This window comes from Pedobacter sp. ASV28 (assembly GCF_016428855.1).
Lineage (GTDB): Bacteria > Bacteroidota > Bacteroidia > Sphingobacteriales > Sphingobacteriaceae > Pedobacter.
The window spans coordinates 155,385-174,270 of record NZ_JAELTN010000001.1 but is presented as its reverse complement, the minus strand read 5'-3'; the positions used below and the strand labels follow the sequence as shown (position 1 = coordinate 174,270).

15 protein-coding genes are annotated in these 18,886 nt (G+C 37.0%); 5 read left to right on the top strand and 10 right to left on the bottom strand.

The features are described 5' to 3' along the window. The first annotated feature begins 139 nt into the window (after positions 1–139). Entirely contained in the window at positions 140–1,081 is a 942-nt protein-coding gene (locus tag JHD79_RS00770; protein ID WP_199117174.1) for an SPFH domain-containing protein, read from the top strand. Between the two features lie 69 nt (positions 1,082–1,150). On the opposite strand, the gene JHD79_RS00765 is transcribed toward JHD79_RS00770, so the two are convergent. Next, entirely contained in the window at positions 1,151–1,651 is a 501-nt protein-coding gene (locus JHD79_RS00765) for a DUF1579 domain-containing protein (RefSeq protein ID WP_199117173.1), read from the bottom strand. Positions 1,652–1,700: 49 nt separating this feature from the next. Between JHD79_RS00765 and JHD79_RS00760 the strand changes: the two genes are divergently transcribed. The 4 genes from JHD79_RS00760 (at position 1,701) to JHD79_RS00745 (ending at position 4,595) form a co-directional block, all read left to right on the top strand. Further along, entirely contained in the window at positions 1,701–2,306 is a 606-nt protein-coding gene (locus JHD79_RS00760; RefSeq protein ID WP_199117172.1) for a hypothetical protein, read from the top strand. Positions 2,307–2,316: 10 nt separating this feature from the next. After that, the gene (locus JHD79_RS00755) at positions 2,317–2,880 is read left to right on the top strand and encodes a thiamine pyrophosphokinase (protein WP_199117171.1); all 564 of its coding nucleotides are present in this window, start codon (positions 2,317–2,319) and stop codon (positions 2,878–2,880) included. A 111-nt stretch (positions 2,881–2,991) separates the two neighbouring features. After that, complete coding sequence (locus JHD79_RS00750; RefSeq protein WP_199117170.1) at positions 2,992–3,495, top strand: GNAT family N-acetyltransferase; 504 nt, start codon at positions 2,992–2,994, stop codon at positions 3,493–3,495. Continuing rightward, the gene (locus JHD79_RS00745) at positions 3,492–4,595 is read left to right on the top strand and encodes a hypothetical protein (RefSeq protein ID WP_199117169.1); all 1,104 of its coding nucleotides are present in this window, start codon (positions 3,492–3,494) and stop codon (positions 4,593–4,595) included. Before JHD79_RS00750 ends, JHD79_RS00745 begins: the two co-directional genes overlap by 4 nt. A gap of 225 nt (positions 4,596–4,820) precedes the next feature. Here JHD79_RS00745 and JHD79_RS00740 read toward each other — a convergent pair whose 3' ends face one another. The 9 genes from JHD79_RS00740 to JHD79_RS00700 all read right to left on the bottom strand — a co-directional run bounded on the left by JHD79_RS00740 (position 4,821) and on the right by JHD79_RS00700 (position 18,672). Beyond that, positions 4,821–5,519 (bottom strand): LytTR family DNA-binding domain-containing protein, encoded by a 699-nt coding sequence (locus JHD79_RS00740; protein ID WP_199117168.1) that lies wholly within the window; start codon positions 5,517–5,519, stop codon positions 4,821–4,823. 11 nt (positions 5,520–5,530) lie between these two features. After that, on the bottom strand, positions 5,531–7,249 hold the full coding sequence (locus JHD79_RS00735; protein WP_199117167.1) for a sensor histidine kinase: 1,719 nt from the start codon (positions 7,247–7,249) through the stop codon (positions 5,531–5,533). 153 nt (positions 7,250–7,402) lie between these two features. Continuing rightward, a complete protein-coding gene (locus tag JHD79_RS00730; protein WP_199117166.1) occupies positions 7,403–7,948 on the bottom strand; it encodes an RICIN domain-containing protein in 546 nt (181 codons plus the stop codon). 656 nt (positions 7,949–8,604) lie between these two features. Next, a complete protein-coding gene (locus JHD79_RS00725) occupies positions 8,605–10,095 on the bottom strand; it encodes a T9SS type A sorting domain-containing protein (RefSeq protein WP_199117165.1) in 1,491 nt (496 codons plus the stop codon). A 2-nt stretch (positions 10,096–10,097) separates the two neighbouring features. Further along, complete coding sequence (locus JHD79_RS00720; protein ID WP_199117164.1) at positions 10,098–10,811, bottom strand: hypothetical protein; 714 nt, start codon at positions 10,809–10,811, stop codon at positions 10,098–10,100. 387 nt (positions 10,812–11,198) lie between these two features. Continuing rightward, complete coding sequence (locus JHD79_RS00715; protein ID WP_199117163.1) at positions 11,199–14,510, bottom strand: S41 family peptidase; 3,312 nt, start codon at positions 14,508–14,510, stop codon at positions 11,199–11,201. Between the two features lie 10 nt (positions 14,511–14,520). Continuing rightward, positions 14,521–15,834: a M20/M25/M40 family metallo-hydrolase gene (locus tag JHD79_RS00710; RefSeq protein WP_199117162.1), complete on the bottom strand. Its 1,314-nt coding sequence runs from the start codon at positions 15,832–15,834 to the stop codon at positions 14,521–14,523. 29 nt (positions 15,835–15,863) lie between these two features. Then, positions 15,864–17,690, bottom strand: coding sequence for a M61 family metallopeptidase (locus tag JHD79_RS00705; RefSeq protein WP_199117161.1), 1,827 nt, complete (start codon positions 17,688–17,690; stop codon positions 15,864–15,866). 160 nt (positions 17,691–17,850) lie between these two features. Then, on the bottom strand, positions 17,851–18,672 hold the full coding sequence (locus tag JHD79_RS00700) for a hypothetical protein (protein ID WP_199117160.1): 822 nt from the start codon (positions 18,670–18,672) through the stop codon (positions 17,851–17,853). Positions 18,673–18,886: the final 214 nt, after the last annotated feature.

The window sequence follows — 18,886 nt, the reverse complement described above, 5'->3', positions numbered from 1 at the left end:
ATTATATCCATTTAATAACAGTACATATTATTTTTTGTTTTGATGTTGAAATAACATAAGGAATCTGTTTGGTAAAGAATGTAGTATTAGTGGGTTAATGGTTATTTTTTAGTATTATTGGCTATCAAACCCAAATGATATGGATTATATAGGCTATGGCGTACTTGTATTTGCGCTAATCATTCTTTTCAGTTCTTTTGTAACCGTTAAACAAGGCACTATTGCAGTGATCACTGTTTTTGGTAAATATCGTAGACAACTTCGTCCGGGACTGAGCTTAAAAATTCCCTTGATAGAGCAGATTCACTCCAGAATTTCCATACAGAACCGTTCGGTAGAGCTATCTTTTCAGGCAGTAACGCAAGATCAGGCCAATGTTTACTTTAAGGCCATGTTGCTCTATTCTGTTTTGAACCATGATGAAGAGACGATTAAAAATGTAGCCTTTAAGTTTGTGGATGCCAATAATTTAATGCAGGCGCTGATACGTACTATCGAGGGGTCTATACGTGCTTATGTGGCTACACAAAAACAGGCCAATGTATTGGCACAGCGTAATGAGATTGTTGAACATGTAAAGCATCAAATAGATCAGGTATTGGAAAGCTGGGGCTATCATTTACAGGATCTTCAATTAAATGATATCACTTTTGATGAAGAAATTATGCGTTCAATGAGCAGGGTAGTGGCTTCTAACAATTTAAAGGCCGCAGCCGAAAATGAAGGACAAGCCTTGCTAATTACTAAAACTAAAGGCGCCGAGGCTGATGGGAATGCCATTAAGATCGCTGCTACTGCAGAACGTGAAGCAGCTCAGCTACGCGGACAGGGTATTGCCTTATTTAGGGAAGAAGTGGCTAAGGGGATGACCAATGCCGCCCATGAAATGCAACAAGCAAATCTAGATACTTCGGTTATCTTATTTACCATGTGGACAGAGGCGATCAAACAATTTGCTGAATATAGCGAAGGCAACGTAATTTTCCTAGATGGAAGTACTGAGGGTATGAACAATACCATGAAGCAAATGATGGCCATGCAACAGAGCAGCGCTAATCAAATCGCGGCAGATAAAAAATAAGTTCTTTAGTCGGTTAACTGTTTAAAATGGTTAATCGACTAATCTATAACCCGCAATAGTTAACAGCTATTAAAGGTCTATCCTTAAGTTGATGGTTTCTGTGGCCTTAGTTTCTTCCCCATTAGGTGAAATATTATAGGCCCTGATGATAAACTGATCGGAATTGATAATCTCAAGGTCGGTGCGCCAGCTCCATATTTCTGGCATTTCGCTGGTTCCATATTGGCCGGTAACAGAAAAACCATTACTGGTTTCTTTGCCCTCGGCAAACATAATGCCTGTGCCCATGTGAAAACTATCTAGCCAACTGCATACACACTTGTCGTTTTCAAGGTCATAGCCCCATACCATAAGCCCTTCAAAGGTCTTCCCATTTAAGGTGCCCCTGTATTCATATCGGATAAAGCGACCGTTGAGCAAGCTATATATTCTACCTTGCATAGGCGATTCATCGGCCAAAACATCTTTTTCGAACCAAGTACGGGTACTGCCATCCCAAGTACCCACCAAGTTGGCCAATCTTGAGTGTGGTCCACTTTCTTTTGAATTTTCGAATTTACTTTTGCCCATTATTTCCAAGATACATAATTTATTTAGATTTACATTTTATATCATATAAATGAAACCAAAGAAAAGACATTGTGTTTTAATAGCCTGCATTTTTTTAGGATGCCATGCTAAGCCAACTAAAGAAAAAACAACGGTGCCAACCATCTATAACAACGATGAAATTGGATGGCAAATTGAAATTCCGTTAGGTTATCAATTAAGGCATAATGATAACATCAAGCGTAGCGATGAAAAAGGAAGAGATGCTATTGGGCAGGTATATGAGGGGGAAATAAATACAAAGCAACTGCGGCATTTGGTCAGCTTCCAAAAAAACCAGCTTAATTTGATGGATTCTACCATTGAACCTTACAAGGAAAGCTATAAAGGGGAATATGCTGCAAGTAATAAGCTTACCCAAAAACTGATTTATGATACCTATAGCAAACAGAAAATAAAAATAGATACCTCATCGGCGGTTGAAACGATAGGGAAGCATCAGTTTAATGTATTTTATATTAAGATTTATGGCCCAAATGGAGATGGATTTATGAACCAGATAATGTATAGCACTTTGTTGAAAGGATATGATTTTGGGGTAAATATTACCTATAATAATGATAATGACAAGGAGCTGCTTTTGAATGTACTAAAACAATCTAAATTTGTAGATTAAACAACAAAAAATGTCGTCACACCATATTGTAAGAGAAAAGCAGGAACCAGCACTTTATATACATGAACTGGACAACTTTGAAGAGGAGTTTTTGGGCCAGTTGCTCGAGTGGAGCCCAACCTTGGTTGTTGCAGCTACAGCGTACGAAAAAGTAGTCTCTTTAGGCTTAAAGGTAGATGTAGTTATTGGAGAAGTTAAGGGTGTTCCATTGCAAGAAAATACAAAGCTTGTGGAAGGGCAATTGGATGGCTTGGCTACTGCATTAAACTACTTGATGAAGGAAAAGTATCCTGCCGTAAACGTCATTAGTAAAATAAAATCTTTTGATGACCTTACCTGCTATTTGCCCGATATGAACCTGGTGCTGTTCACCGAAAAAAGTAAACATTATGCCGTTAAAAATGGCTTTAGCGTATGGAAGCCAGCCGGTACCATGCTCTTGATCGATGTGATCGCCTATTTTGAAGCTGATAACTTGATGCAACAGGAAACGGGAGAATTTCTGGTAGTAGAAGATGGGCTAGTGTCATTCCATTTTCAGGTGCCCTATTTGTTTATTGGGGAGCTGCTATAGAAGTGCTTAGATGTTGGTATCATAGCGTATCGAGTAACAAGTAACAAGTACAGCATAACAAGTATTAAGAAGGGGATCTATGTATCAATACCCAACCAACTTATAATTAAAATGATTTATATAAGAAAAGCAAAAGAAGAAGATCTGCCTATCATAAGGCAATTGGCTGAACAAACCTGGCCATCGGCCTATAGCGATATTATTTCCCAAGAACAGATCGTTTTTATGTTGGAGAAAATGTATAATAAAGGAGAGCTTTTAGGGCAATTACTTCATGGACATACTTTTTTAATAGCCTCCGAATTAAAAAAAGATGTGGGATTTGCAGGTTTTTCCATAATTGACCACGAAAACCATATTTATAAGTTGCATAAGCTTTATGTGCTTCCTGAAATGCATGGTAAACGTATAGGTAAAATATTGATGAACGAGGTACTTGACTTGGTGAGAAAGGAAGGGGGGCAGTATCTTCAGCTAAATGTAAACCGAGACAATAAAGCACAGCACTTTTATGAAAAAGCTGGCTTTAAGATAAAAGAAACCGTTGACCTTGATATTGGTAATGGCTTCTATATGAATGATTATGTAATGGAGAAATATTTGAGCGAAGAATGAAAAAGGTAGCATTGCTTGCACTCTTAATTTGTAGTTTATTTGCTAAAGCGCAGCTGCACATAAATCCAGGAGTCGATACCACAGACATAAGAAATAAAAAGGTACTCGCGTTTTATAGCAGTTATATTAACGACTTTAAAAGTAAAACTAAATTGCCTGATTACAAGAAATATTGGAGTGAACAGGACTGTAAAAATTATAAAAATCCTGATCCTTCGGTGTATGGTATTGGTGGCGATTATCCGACATATTTGATGGCGGAAAGTAAAACGATTTATTATTTAAAACCCTTAAAAGATGGGGTTTTCAATATTAAAATGTTAGGGTCTTGGACTGATAGCCTGAAAAATAATGCCGTCATGTACATGACGAATCAATTCATAAAAGTTGTTGATGACCATCAAATTTATTTTATTCAACCTATTGATTTTTATAAGAAAGATTGGAACAAACAGGTGTTCGGACAGGTAACTTACTACTTTCCCAAATATCATCAGTTCAATAGAAAAAAATCGCAACTTTTAAGACAACAGATTAAAGATTTAGAAAAACAATGGAGCTTGCCCCCTAAATCAATTACCTACTTTTTTGCGGATACCTATGATGAAATACAGCAACTTAGAGGATTTGATTTTACAATTGGAATGGGTAACGCTGATAAACCTATGGGTATTTCAAATCAGGCTGACAATACTGTGTTTTGCGCAGGTAATGGCGAGAATTACTTTCATGAAGTGGTGCATGTTTACCTGAATCCGCTACATCCTAATTCGCCGCTTAATGAGGGTTTGGCGGTGTTTTATGGCGGTAGTCTAGGTAGAGATCTTTCTTGGCACACTAAAAGGTTACAAGACTATTTGCAATTACATTCAGAGATAGATCTTTCCAAACTTCAAGATTTCTATTACATGGATAATTATACCAATCCAAATAGTACGATACAAGGTATTTTATGTAACGCTATTTACAAAAGGGATGGTTTTCAAGGGTTAAAAAAACTGATGACTTATACTTCGTTAAATGATATTTTTGAGAAAGAATTTAAAATCGATTTGAAAAATCTCAATCAAGAACTTCGTAAACTAATCGAGCTACAATAAAAAACCGTTAACCTTCAATTGGTAATGGTTTCTGTAGAAATGATGATGTGGTGGAGAAAGTTTTATAAATGCTAAGTTATGCTCTGTTCATTCTTCTTTTGTGTTCTTAAGCTGCTTGGTACGAAAGAAATGGGGGAGTGTTTTTACTGGAGAATTCTTTAATCAACATTGTTGAAAAGAATTAGGACATTTTCTAAAAACAAGTCATCTTAGCTTTTAGGTAGATTATCCGTATCTGCAAACATTATTTACGTCATCTATGTAATTTTTTGAGATAGGAATGATTTCATCGTTGACCACTAGACCTTTAATGTTAAATTTAGCTATTTTGTTTTTATTTACCACAAAGGCCCTATGGGTTTGAATAAAGATGCTCGTAGGGAGTATTGCCAATATTTGTTTGATGGTAGACCGATTTCTGTACACTTTTTTTTCGGAGAAAAATAGGAGATAATTTCTTTCGGCCTCTATATAATCAATGTTCTCTATAGGTAGGTATACATTATACCCACCATCCTTTACCAAAACTGAAAACTTGTGCTTTTCTTGTTGACGAGATTGGTGAATAGCAAGCTCTATAGATGTTAATAGATCAGTGTTTTTAAATGGTTTGGTAATGTAGCAGTAAGGTATGGTGGCTATAGCCTTTGTTACAATCTCAGTGTTATCATAAGCTGTGAGATAAATAAAAGGAATCATATACTTTTGCTTAAGCTCTTCTGCGAGGTTTATCCCGTCCCTCTCTTCTTTGCCCAAGTTAATGTCCAAGATAGCAAGATCTAATTTTTCCTTTTCTAATAAGGAAAGTGCTTCGCGACTATTTTTAGCTTCTAGTATCTTATACCCGTTCTCAAGAAGCAATTTTTTTGTCAATCTTCTGTTTAAAAAATCGTCTTCTACCAATAAAATAGAAATCTCTTTCATTCGTTATTGTTTTAAAAATAGATAGTTAATTCAAATCCTCTGGTCTGTTTCGTTATTGTTGTGCCATCAAGCTGGTCTATCAGCCCTTTTATAATTTCTATTCCTAAGCCTTTAGGCGCTATTAAGTTAAAGTCAAAACCGATTCCATTGTCTGCATAGAAAAGCTTATTTTTTTTGGTGCTTTCATCTTTTAAAATTACAACATTTATATTGCCAATATTTTGCTTTATAAAGGCATGTTTGATGCTGTTACTGATTAATTCAACAACTATTAAACCAATTGGAAGTGCTTTTTCTAAGGATATTTCTTCTATTTCACATTGTATTTCCAGGTTGATTTTCTTTTTACCGTTCTCATAGGAATTTTTAACCAATTCTGAAAGTTCATTAATGTACCTGCGCAAATCTATATAGTTGACACGATCAGAAGTATTGAGCTTTTTATGAAGCAAAGCCATAGAATGGATGCGATTTTGGTTCCCTCTGATCAATTCTTCGATATTGTTGAAATCAATAGATTCTTTCTGTATTTCTAAAATACTGATAACATGCTGCAAATTGTTTTTTACCCTGTGCTGTAGTTCCGATAGTAATACCTGTTTTTGTTCTAAGGTTTTAACCAATTCTTTTACCTGTTTACTGATAACCTTGTTTTGAATGTTGATTTTTTTATTTTTTCTTAGTAGTAAAACAGAAACCAAGACAATCATTACAAGTAAAATGACAATGAAAATCAATTGTTGGTTTTTATTCTTTATAACAGTCTCTTTTTTGTCGTTCTGATACTGTTCGGTAATTTTTTTTATTGCTGCTGCTTCCATTCTGCCGAGTTCCTTCACATAGGTATCGTGATATTTCTTTAAATAATGGTAAGCGGAGTCCTTGTGTCCCAAAGTATCGAATAACCGGTATCGTATCCTTAGAAAATGATCTGCTTCGGGTAATGAATTTGTATTAAAAACCCATGATGCAGAATCGCTGTATAAAAGGGCCTTTTCAGCTTCTTTATGATGCAGATAAGTAGAGGCGATATTGTTATACATGGCTGCAGCACCTTCGTAATCTCGTTTATGCAGAAAGTCATTTGCGGCGAGTGAAGAATATTTAACGGCTTCCAAATAATTATCTCGCGATAAAAGGCCGCCAAGCAACAAACAGGCATCCGTACGCTCTCTTTTGTTCTTATATCTTATGGCGTAATCCAACCCTTTATACGCATAATATATTGCAGAATCTATTTCTTTTACAAATCGATAATAAGAAGATAAACGAATACAATAGACACTATATACGTTTTCTAGATGGTGAGTTTTATAAAGTTCCTTAGCCCTGTTCAGATAATTTTTACACAGTTCAAAGTCATTCGAATGTTCATACATGGTAGCAGCCATTAAGCAGGCTTGATACTCTTTTTCAGGTAAATGGTATTCATTGGCCCGGGCCATGATGTCAAATGAAATTTCAAGGGCTTTGTTTGTTTTTCTTTTTCGAGCAAAGATATAAGCTTTATAGAGTAGAAGCTTAAGTTTGGTATCCTTATCATCTTTCTTTGTATGGCTTTTCGACAGCGAATTATATAGGAGGTCTGTCTCTTTTTCTCCCTCGGTAAAATTATTATAGAAAATAAGGCTATCTATCCTATCAATCTTTTTTTTGAGTGATATGGCATCTTGAGCGGCCGAAAAATGGCCGGAAATAAGTACAAACAATAGGAAAGCGTATTTCAGCACATGCAATTTGGTTAAATATTTTCAGCACCGAGACAAAAAACTAATGATAAATATATGCTTCGTTGAGCTATTATATGCTTTTTTTATGATAAAAATTGGGTTGGCCTTTTAAAAAAGCCAACCCGAAGTTTTAATATGCTTAAGCTAACTATTTTAGTTTACAGGAACAAGATACCACAACTGTCCGCTTACATTTTGATTGTTATCCATAAATGCGTTTCCGCCATAGGCACCTTTAACCTGATTACCTTCTAAAGAATGTTCATTGCCTTTGAACATGGTTTTTAAACGATAATAGCCATTTCCAGCATCTTCGAGTTTCCACAGTTGGCCATTTACATTTTTACAATCATCCATAAATGCAGCACCGTTTTTAGCCTTTCCTTTCACTTCATTTCCCTCTAAACATTTTTTATCTCCATGCAGTTTGGTTTGCAAACGATAATATCCGTTTCCAGCGGGTACAAACTTCCACTGTTGACCTGTTGCACCTTTTTGGGTCGACATAAAAGCAGCCCCGTTCATTGTTTTGCTATCTGCCCCATTACATTCTAAGGCTTCACCATCACCTCTGAATTGTGTTTTCAGCAAATAATAACCTTTATAGTTGGGGTCAAATTTCACACCTTTGGTTTGTCCGAATGTTTGGAAAGTTCCGGCTACCATTAGTGCCAACAGCGCAATTTTGATTTTTTTCATTTTCTTTTTTTTTATTATTGCCTACTCTGGTTAGTATTTTCGGCTTCCTACTTTTGGGTTTTTATGCAAATGTATATACCCATATTATGGTAAAATAATTGTTGGGATAAAAGCATATTTTTTGGGATAAAAATCTATAAGCAGATATATTTCAGGTGTGTGGCAAAATTTACACTTGTTTTGTGATGTTGAATGAAATGAATTAAAGGGAGTTTTGGCTCTTGTGACTAGGCTAATTGTAAAGCGCTAGCAGAACCCCTTTTTTTTGCTAAAAATGGAGTGCCACTGCCCAGTATGAAGGTAGGAAAGATTGTGAAGAGGGAATAAATAGTTTTTTTGGAAATCGGTATATTTCGGTATATTAATAAAGCACAAACTCATGTTAGTTTATTAATAAAGAAGGAATAGTTTATTTGGGGTAGCATAAACTCTATCTTCTGGAGATACATAGAAAGAATATGGATAAAAAAGGTGCTCGGACACGTGAGAAAGAAAGCGAGGTAAACTAAGACAACAAGATGTAGCACTTTGATGAAAAGGCTGCCTTTCAAATAAAAAACCGTTAACCTTCAATTGGTAACGGTTTCTATATGAACGATGATGTGATGGAGAAGAAGGTACCCCCTTTCCTTGGGGCATCCTTGAAGAGAACTAAATTAATTTCTAATCATTACTTGTTTTTTGATCAATTCTTTCTCACCGTCAATTTTAATATGAATAAAATAATTATCAGATTTTAAATGGCGTGTATCTAAATTAAGCTTATAGCCATTACTTCTTCCTTTTAACAATAGCTTGCCACTAATATCATATAATGAAGCTTCATATTCTTTCATCGCTGATTTTTCTGATGTCGAAAGGCTTTTAAATTTCTCCGCATCTGGTTGGATATTTAAATAGCTGTTCGCTGGATTTGGGTAAATTACCATGCTACGCCACCAGCCACCACAATAGCGTTCAAAAGTAGCTGTTCCTGTTACTGTAAAGCCACATCCAAGATCTATTTCTACAGTTACCTCGCTAAAGCCACAAGGTGGACTAGAATTGAAATAATGTTCGCTGCCAGATTCTGCGAGTGAGCCGTTTAAATACCATCTAACAGCGGTATAACTATAATTATAAGGATGTACTGAGGCACTTAAGGGCTCACTTCCATAAGCAGGATTAACTGCAAAATGAATTTCTGGCTGGAAAGGGGCAAAATACTCTGATACATTAATTGAGCAGTCGCCGCCAACTACTTGTACACTACCTGCTGTTCCTGTAAACGAAATTTCGTTGCTCGTAGTGGTTAATGTTGATGATGTGCCATCAATCAAAAGATTGCCATCAACTGTCCAAGTGAATGTTCCTGTAGCGCCCTGAACAGTGGCTGTGCCACCACATTCGTTACTGTTATTGGGCGTAAGCGTAATTGTTATAGGACTTAGATTTTTGGTAACTGTGTAAGTGCGACAACTCAAGGTAACAGTTCCAGTGAGTGTACCATAGCCGTTAGAAGTTCGCTGTACTAGTACAGGGTTTGTTGTATTTGAGCCACTTATACTGTAAGTACCCGTTACACTCCAAGTAATCGTAGCACCTGTAGGTAAATTAACAAGGCTATAGTTTGCTGTGGTACAAATTTGTGAGGGTCCTGAGATTGAAGTTATATTCTTCTTATAGAAGTATTTGGTAGAACTTGGCAGATACGATGCCGGAACATCATTAATATTGTGTCTGTAAAGCCCCCAAGCCCCCCATTTTGAAGTACATTGGTAAGACGGCCCGGTAATTACAGCACTGTGGTCGCCAGCATAGGAAACCCTAAGCTCGAGTTCATTTGTATTAGTGGTTACCTGCGTATAACTGGCATCATTCCAAAAGGAATCGTCATCTGGCGTATTCAACCAAAAGGTAGCACCTCCATCTCTTTTTACCCAAGCGTAATTGTGACAATTGTAAGAACTTGTTGGTTCATCAAGTTTTACGACATTTGGGTGCTGTGCTTGTTGTTGACTATTTGCAGAATTGATTTGTGCTTGTGTAAGCGGGGGCGGATAAATGGGATATATTTGAGTGCAATTAGGCGTATATTGTTGAGGGAAGCATTTGATCGTAGCACCCAATATTAAAAAGAAGATAGCGGTATATGTTATTTTTTTCATCTTTACTTTTTTATGGTCATATAATTCTGCAATTCTCCTATAATTTTGTCTATTAGATCAAAATCCGCTATTAACATTTTTTCTACGAATAGTTTTTTCTTAGCATCATTTTCGATTCTAGCATCCTCTAAAGACTCTTTGTATTTATTTCCAACGAAAGAAGTAGTCATCTTCCCATAAAAACCAAAATAATCCGCATATTTCGCTTTATCTTCATATTTCTTCATTATTGTTTTCAGCACTTCAAAGCGTTTCTGTTTGTCAAATCTTTCAATTAATTGTTTTTGGGAAAGCAGTAATTCTAATGCGCATATATCAAAAGTATAACTACCTTTATCAGGTACATTGATGATCGTATTGATATCTTTGTTTTTGTAATATTCAAATAATATATCTTGCCCATCCGGTCGCTTAATAAATTCAGTAAGTCCATTAAATATTCCTATAATATTTTTGATCCCTTCATAGGGACTATTAGAAGCGGTATAACTACTTAATAAAGGGTATTTAAGACAGACTTGTAGTAGGGATCTTGTATCGATTTCTTTTAGGATATTTTCCGGGATTTGACAGGCATCGACTCTTTCTTGTGTAGATTTGAACATTTTCCATTCTTTACTGCCAGGTTTAACAGGGTAATCATAATCAATTAATTTTTGACCCCACGACTGGAAAAAAATAGATAAAGCAATTAAAAAGAAAATGAATTTTTTCATTGTTTATTGATTAGAAATAGTAAGAAGAATGGCGGAGAAAAAGAAAGAGAGCGGAGCGGCTAATTTTTATTTAATTGAAGTTAGTTTTTTTTATTAAAAAATCAAAAATTTGAATAAAAATCTATATTTCCATTCAATGTCATAGTGGTTTTAACCGCTAAATGTGCAACTAATATTGATGGTATTTGTGTATATAGGCACTTTATGTTTAATAAATTAACTTAAAATAAAAAAACCGTTAACCTTTAATTGGTAACGGTTTCTATGTGAAACGATGATGTGATAGAGAAAATTCTCCAGATCTGTTATCGTTAGAATATTTTCCCAAAAGGAGAGAAATCTAACGGGATGATTTTTAGATTTCTCCCTTTGTTTGAAAGGCCAATGTTAATGACCTCTAATCGGATCTTTTGGTTTGGCTACATTCGGATATTTGTAATTTTTCATTTCTTCCTGTAGTAGCTTAATGGTTCTGTCCAATTGGGGGTCTTTACCTTCCAATAGATCTTTAGGGGTTTGTTCAACAAAAATATCAGGAGCAACGCCTTCATTTTCTATGATCCATTTTCCTTTGGTATCATAAATACCAAAGTTTGGAGAAGTGATACGCCCGCCATCTAATAATGAAGGATAACCGCTAATGCCCACCAAAATGCCCATTGTTGTACGTCCTACCAACTTTCCTAAGCCTTTTTCCCTGAACATATAAGGCATCATGTCTCCTCCAGAGCCTGCGTTCTCATTAATCACCATCGCTTTTGGCCCATAAATACCATTGCCGGGCGTGGTGAAACTTTTACCATCTCTAATGGCCCAATAGCTCATGAGCTCGCGGCTTAATAGATCAATTACATAATCAGCTACCCAGCCACCACCATTGTTGCGTTCATCAATCAATAAAGCTTTTTTGTCCATCTGCGAGAAATAATAACGGTTAAAGTAAGTATAGCCGTCTGGACCTGTATTAGGCATGTACACGTATGCAATTTGGCCATTGCTTAATTCGTTTACCCTTTTCCTGTTTTTCTCTACCCATTCCATTCTTCTCAGTTCCATTTCTGCACTCGGGGTAATAGGTACCACCACCACCTCTCTTGCACCTTGTAAACTGGGCTTTGTGTTTACTTTTATGGCTACCTGTTTGCCAGCCTTAAAATCGAAAAGACTATAGATAGAGGTTTCGGCATTTACGGGAATACCATTTATGGCTACAATATAGTCGCCTTCTTTAATATTTAAGCCTGGCTCTGCTAATGGCGCTTTAAAGCTCGGATTCCAGTCTAAGCGATTAAAAATCTTTTCGATTTTATAAAAACCATTTTCAATTTGATAATCTGCTCCTAACATTCCCACTGTAACGGAAGTAGCAGAAGGTTCGTCGCCAGGGTAAATGTAGTTGTGGCCAACCACCATTTCGCCCATCATTTCGTTAAGTAGGTAAGCCAGGTCAGATCTATGGTTCACATAGGGCAGAAATTTTTCATACTTGGTTTTTACGGCAGGCCAATCGGCGCCATGCATGTTTTCGGCATAGAAATATTCCTTTTCCATTTGCCATACCTCATTGAACATCTGTTTCCATTCGGCTGTTGGATCTACCAATAGCTTGATACCTTCTAGCTTAATTTTGCCGGTTTCTGGAGTAGCGGGTTTTTGAGCAGCAGGTACTACGAAATAGCTTCCGCGAGAAGCATAAGTCATGTTTTTGCCATCGGCACTCACACCAACACCATACACGCCCTGTACCAGGCTGGTAATTTCCATTTTGCTAAGGTTGAGCGTATTTAACTCACCATTACGTATGAATAATAAATGGCCTTCTACACCACCGTCAATACCTGATAAACCACCTGCTGGAATTGGCAATGAAATGATGCGGTTGCTCAGGTCATCCAAATCAATCTCAATTGGTTTCTTGGTCTCTACTGGTTTAGCGGGTTCGGCAGCAGCTTTAGAGTCTTTCGTAGCTTTTTTGTCGTCTTTTTTCGGTTCCTCTTTCTTTGCGGGAATAGGTTCTTCTGTCACTTTTTCCTCATCACTTTCAGTTTTGTACAATGAAGGTGTTTTCTTTGAAAGGATTAGTGCATATACATTGTAATTCACCGGACGTTGATAAGCCGACATGTGCAGGCCACTATTGGTTAGGCCTACATCGGTACTGGCCATAAAGAAAAGATACTTGCCGTCTTTGCTAAAAGTAGGATAAACGGCGTTACTCATTCCATCGGTTACCTGAGTATGTGTTTGTTTGTCTAAATTGTATAGAAATACGGCACTAACCGAGTTAGGTAAGGTAGCTACATAAGAAATCCATTTTGAGTCTGGTGACCAACTAGGTAATAGCTGATTGTAGGTTCTGGCCGTATGTGAACCCAATTTATCTTGTTTAACCAACACAGGCTTTTTAGTGTTAATGTCGATGTAAAACAAGTTCAAATGGCTGTCACTATAGAATAGTTTTTTGCTGTCTGGCGACCATGTTGGCTGAAAATAGAAATGGGAATCGCCCAGATCGATGTATTCGGGCTCAGCTTTGGTCGCTTGATTTAGCAACACCAACTGGTATTTGCCATTTTTATCAGACAGATAGGAGATATATTTTCCATCTGGCGACCAGCTTGGGTATTTTTCATAACTGCCGGGCGAATTAGAAAGATTACGGGCATCTCCTTTTTCTTTAGGGACAGAAAAAATCTCTCCTCTACTTTCAAACAAAAGCCTTACGCCTTTAGGCGAGATATCAAAACTCCGGATATCGCTGGCCAAATCTATATACCTGCTGCGCTTGTAGGGGGCATCGGCCTGTACCAAGATTTTTAAGGTGGTGATTTTGTTGTTTGCTATATCAAAAAGATGGATACGGCCTCCTTGTTCGAAGGTTAGCGTATTTTTGTCGCTAGTTAAAGATTTGATGTCAAAATCTTTAAAGTTGGTCAATTTTTCAACTTTTTTAGATTTTACATCGTAGCTATAAAGATTAAGGGTTAGGTCTTTGTCGTTCAGATAGTAAACCTTATTGCCCACCCATTGAGGTTTCACATTGTTTGCGCCATCTCCCGGAATAGTCTCAATGTTCTTGGTTTGAGTGTCAAAAATCCATATTTGTGGCATGCCACCACCACGGTAACGTTTAAATGCTACGTTTAAACGATCTGATGGATCTGTATTTTTAATGTATGCCCAATAACGCTTGTCTGCTGAAGGTGAACCTTGGGTAGCTTCGGGCATTGGCAGTGGCTGCTCACTGGTACCATCAATTTTAATGCGATGTAATCGGGGGCTCAATGCATAGTTAAAATCACGGGTAGAGGTAAAATAAACCTCATTGTTATTCAGCCAGCCTTTTACCAGGTCTGCACTGGGATGATAGGTTACTCTTTTAGGCTCGCCTCCCTCTACCGGGATCACATACACGTCCGTGTTGCCATCGTAATTTCCCGTGAATGCAATTTGTTTGCCATCCGGAGAAAATATTGGACTCTGTTCTACAGCTGGATTTACGGTCAGTCTTCTGGAGTTGCTCCCATCTCTATTGGCGATCCATATATCACCTCCATATACGAAGGCTATATTTTTATCGCTAACAGTTGGACTTCGTAATAATAAGGTTTCTACATTTTGGGCAAAAGAGGCTGTCGTACTCGCAAAAGCCAATAGCGCCCCACCCATGAGAGATCTATTAATCGATTTATACTTCATGTTGTATTTTTTATTGATTTAACTTGGGAATTCGGTTTGGTGTATCAGTACCATTGATGATGCTTACTGCACTTTTGGCAATAGCTTTAATGGTAGAAAGGATATTATCAACATCTAGGCTGCTATATTCATCTTTTACGGTGTGATAAAGCTTATCTGTATCAATTTGATCGGTACTTATGGTGTGCGCAGGTACGCCCAATGCGGCTAAAGTTGCATTGTCACTTCTGTAAAAAAGGTTCTGTTGTGTATAGGGGTCTGGATGGAAGGTAAATTCGGTACCTTCTAGGTTCTTCTGTAAGATCTTGCCCAAGTCAGATTTTTCGTAGCCTGTAATAAAGGCGGTATTTTTACCAAATTTGCTATCCTTGCCAATCATCTCAATGTTGAACATGGCAACTACTTCATCTGGGTTTAATTTTTGGGAGAAATAGCGAGAACCGAACATGCCCATTTCTTCTCCAGTAAAGGCCACAAAGATGAGGGTACGCTCATTTTTGTTCAGTTTTTTATAATACTTGGCCAGTGCAATTACGGCAGAGGTTCCAGAGGCATCATCATCAGCGCCATTCATAATGCTATCGCCCTCCACCGGTTTAACAATGCCCATATGGTCATAATGTCCTGAGAAAATAACCAATTCCTTTGCTTTAGATTTTCCAGGAATGATCCCTGCAACATTAAATAGAGGCATTTTGGTAATGGTGTTTTTTAACGTTACATTAAAACTGTTCGCTATGGTATCTTTATCTAGTACAAAAACAGCTGCAGCGGGTTTTTCAGCATTTAGGTCCTTTTCGTCAACAATAGCGCCTTTACCTAGGGATGATTTTAAGCGATTGAAAATATCGACAAATTTAATGTCTACCAATACCAACTGTTTTTTATTACTTTTGACCAATGCCCTATATTGAGTAACAAAATCCTTGTCGGGATTAAGTTTAATCCAACCATCACTATTGCTTTTATCGAAACTTAAGCTCTCGGTATTGTTGCCTATTACCAATAGGTTCTCCTGGCTAACGGGTTGCCCATCAATGCTTACACTGGTTAAGGTAGGTTTTACCTGATATTTGTGAAAAGTTTGTCGATAGCCAGTTTGCCCATTTAGTGGTTTTAATCCAATTGCCGCAAATTCTTTTTCAATAAAAGTAGCTGCTTTCTCAATACCAGGGGTGAAGGTTCTACGTCCCTCCATATCGTCGGCGCTAAGGGTTTTGATTAAGTGGTCTACATAATCTTTGGTAATGATTTTATCAACAGTCTGTGCAGCTGCAATACTTGTGACAGAGGCGAAAAACAAAGTATAAAGTGTTTTCTTCATGTTTTATATAATAAGTTAAGTTAATTGTGCTATTTAACCTGGCTATTCAGCCAGTTATCCCTAAAACTTTTCATCAATGGTGTTAGGGCTTCACCTGTACTTTCTATCGCTACCAATTCCAAATTAGGGTTTTCTATAAAAGTTAATTTGGCTGTTTTCTCTATTCCTCTTCGACTGTAAACGATTTCAATTGTTTCACCCGGGTTGTGTTTTTCTGTAATTTTATCGAAGTCATCTATCGCCTTTATCTCTATACCATCTGCCTTTAATAAAATATCTCCAATGTCCAGGCCAGCCAGATAAGCTGGGGAACCCACTAAAGTAGCGGGAACGACAACTTTTCCATTGTTTATGGTTAGTCGACGTATATCACTAAAGGCTTTTCCTGGTGATGCTTTGCGCAATATTAGGCCTGCATTTAATAATAGGGACGTATAATTCTCCTTTTTGGTTGCATAAACAAAATCATTGAAGAACTGGTGGGCAAAATTTTGGTTTTTGGTTAATGAGGCTAAGGTCTTTTCAAGATCTGGAATGGTATAGGCAATTTCGGTTTTGCCGTATGCTTTCCAAAGTGCCCGCATATAATCGTCAAGCGTAAGCTTGAAATCTGTCCTCAATCTTAAGTCTAAAGCCAGGGCCACAGCTGCCCCATAGGTGTAATATGAAGTAAAGATATTGGGTTGGTTGGTTTGGTCTATAGCAACGCCTGCATCGGCAAAAACAGCATATTGACTGGACTGTATTGGGGAGAAATATTTTGCACCTGGAGCGTTGGTTACCGCGTTGATTAAACCATTAAAGTTTTGCAATATGTTTTCAAGTGTTCTAAAATTGGCCCTTTTTAAGGTCAGGTTACCATAATACTGTGTAAACCCTTCGGCTATCCAAAGGGCTTCACTGATATTCGATTGCGTAAAATCAAAGGGTTCCAAAGACTTTGGACGAAGGCGTTCTACGTTCCAGGCATGGAAAAATTCATGAGAGAAAGTGCCCAATAAATTACTTTCATAGCCTAGTATTCTTGGGGTACGCTGTACAATTACGGTCGAGTTTCTATGTTCCATTCCGTCGCCTGCATAATCTGGATGTACGTCGTGTAAAAAATAGTAATGGTTATTGTCGAAATGTGGCAGTTCGCCCCAGATTGCCTTTTGTTCTTCCACTACTTTTTTGATCATATTTGCGTAGTTATCAACGGTTGACTGTTCATCATCGGAATGAGCGATCAGATGGATGGTTTGTACTTTTCCATCGGGATTTTTTACCTCCCAGCTACTTGTTTTGTGGGCGGAAATCTCAATTGGACTATCCATGAAATATTGAAAATCCTTTGCATAATAACTTCCATTGGGTAAAGGCTTCAGCTGTGTAGCTACTTTCCAGTTATTGTTGGCATAGTTAAATTTGACCGTTCTGGGTCTTTTGTCCATCCCTACGGGAAAAGCAAAAGTAGCTGGTATATTCATGTGTGCATGCGTTTCGTCAAAACCGGCATAAGTGCCATCAACCCAATTGCCAAAAAGGGTATAGGTAATTTTAACAAAGGCGCTTGGTTTTACGATCTCATAAATATCACCTGATAATTGTTTTATTAACAGGGCTTTCCCTTGAGAATCAAAAGCTTTTAAATGATAGACATTTTTGCCGAATTCATGAGTGGCGTATCTTCCCGGAGAAGAGCGGCTAAATCTAACTTTTAAAGGGACAGTAGTAGGTACAGCTGGAATTGATAGGGCGATTTGCGCTTCATGATGCACCAGATTTGGGAAGCTCACTTCATAACTTATTTCTTTTTGGGCTTTTAAAGTAAATGAGGCCATGATCATCCCCACCACTATAACAAATTTCTTCATCGGAATTGGATTTAGTTTTTGAATTTAGGCATAGCCGCGGAATAACACAAATTGTGAGCATATTATTACGATGGAGAGTGTTGAGCTAAGTTAGATGGACCATTAATCTGGCATCATGTATCTTTTTTCTTGAGCTAAATTAGGGTGGTGTTAAAGGACTTCAGTTTTTAATATATAAGATACCCTTATAAGAGTCCTTTTTATCAAACTCAGGCCCTCTCTCCGCATGATCTGATAAGATAACGATCTTCGCTTTTGGCTTTTGTGCTAAAATCAGCTGTACGATGGAGATCCCAATTTCATCTGCTTCATTTAGATTTTCTATAAAAGATTCTTTAAAACCCTTATCAAAGTAAGCACTATGGAAAGTTAAAAAATGATGTACACTTAGATTTTTAGCTTTCTGGTTCAGTGTTTTTTTAATGGATATTATATTCTGATTAGCAATTTCATGGATACCTTTATTATTAGAGCTTTTACCAGAAGGAAAAAAATATAGCATAAAACGATCAGTTAGAGAAAAAAAGTAAATGGTAAAATCGCTGCCTCTCCCAAATATTTTTTTTAACTGATTATTTTCTTTGTCTATTATAAAAGAACTAAACTTTAATTGGTATTCATACTTGGCTGCAAAGTTATTTAAATACCTACCGGGAAGTAGTTGTTGCATTTGTTCAATATCTTTGGTTTTATAAGCTGTTTTTTGATCAAATACAGCTCCAGAAAAAATGTTGGGTAATGATTGCGCCGTATTTATATATTTTGACAGGGACCTGTGTTCCTGAAATCCATTTTCCCCTAAGTAGGCTAACAATCTCGACTCGCAATTAAAATATTTTTTAAGTACTTCCTTTGAGGAAAAAGCATCTAATATAATGATATATATATCCTTATTGGCATCTTTGTCATTTACAATGGTCGAAATTGGAGGTGGGTTTTTGCCATATTTAAATAGGAATGACGTTGAATAATAGCCAACCATTAATGAACAGCAAAAAACAATGTTTGTAATTAATATGAGACCGCCTATTTTGATTAGATTTTTAATATTTGTGAAGAGTACGATCAAGAAAATACCCAAGATGATTAACGCTTTAATACTTTTGTCGTTAATGGGGTATAATAAGGAGTTGAGGAGGGGGTTAACAAGGATAAAGAGAAACAGGAACCTAAATCGAATAAGAAAGGAACTCGTA

Coding starts and splice junctions, on each gene's coding strand:
- JHD79_RS00730 (WP_199117166.1), bottom strand. CDS start 7,948: ATGAAAAAAATCAAAATTGCGCTGTTGGCACTAATGGTAGCCGGAACT.
- JHD79_RS00725 (WP_199117165.1), bottom strand. CDS start 10,095: ATGAAAAAAATAACATATACCGCTATCTTCTTTTTAATATTGGGTGCT.
- JHD79_RS00760 (WP_199117172.1), top strand. CDS start 1,701: ATGAAACCAAAGAAAAGACATTGTGTTTTAATAGCCTGCATTTTTTTA.
- JHD79_RS00750 (WP_199117170.1), top strand. CDS start 2,992: ATGATTTATATAAGAAAAGCAAAAGAAGAAGATCTGCCTATCATAAGG.
- JHD79_RS00705 (WP_199117161.1), bottom strand. CDS start 17,690: ATGAAGAAATTTGTTATAGTGGTGGGGATGATCATGGCCTCATTTACT.
- JHD79_RS00755 (WP_199117171.1), top strand. CDS start 2,317: ATGTCGTCACACCATATTGTAAGAGAAAAGCAGGAACCAGCACTTTAT.
- JHD79_RS00740 (WP_199117168.1), bottom strand. CDS start 5,519: ATGAAAGAGATTTCTATTTTATTGGTAGAAGACGATTTTTTAAACAGA.
- JHD79_RS00720 (WP_199117164.1), bottom strand. CDS start 10,811: ATGAAAAAATTCATTTTCTTTTTAATTGCTTTATCTATTTTTTTCCAG.
- JHD79_RS00770 (WP_199117174.1), top strand. CDS start 140: ATGGATTATATAGGCTATGGCGTACTTGTATTTGCGCTAATCATTCTT.
- JHD79_RS00715 (WP_199117163.1), bottom strand. CDS start 14,510: ATGAAGTATAAATCGATTAATAGATCTCTCATGGGTGGGGCGCTATTG.
- JHD79_RS00710 (WP_199117162.1), bottom strand. CDS start 15,834: ATGAAGAAAACACTTTATACTTTGTTTTTCGCCTCTGTCACAAGTATT.
- JHD79_RS00745 (WP_199117169.1), top strand. CDS start 3,492: ATGAAAAAGGTAGCATTGCTTGCACTCTTAATTTGTAGTTTATTTGCT.
- JHD79_RS00700 (WP_199117160.1), bottom strand. CDS start 18,672: ATGGTTGGCTATTATTCAACGTCATTCCTATTTAAATATGGCAAAAAC.
- JHD79_RS00765 (WP_199117173.1), bottom strand. CDS start 1,651: ATGGGCAAAAGTAAATTCGAAAATTCAAAAGAAAGTGGACCACACTCA.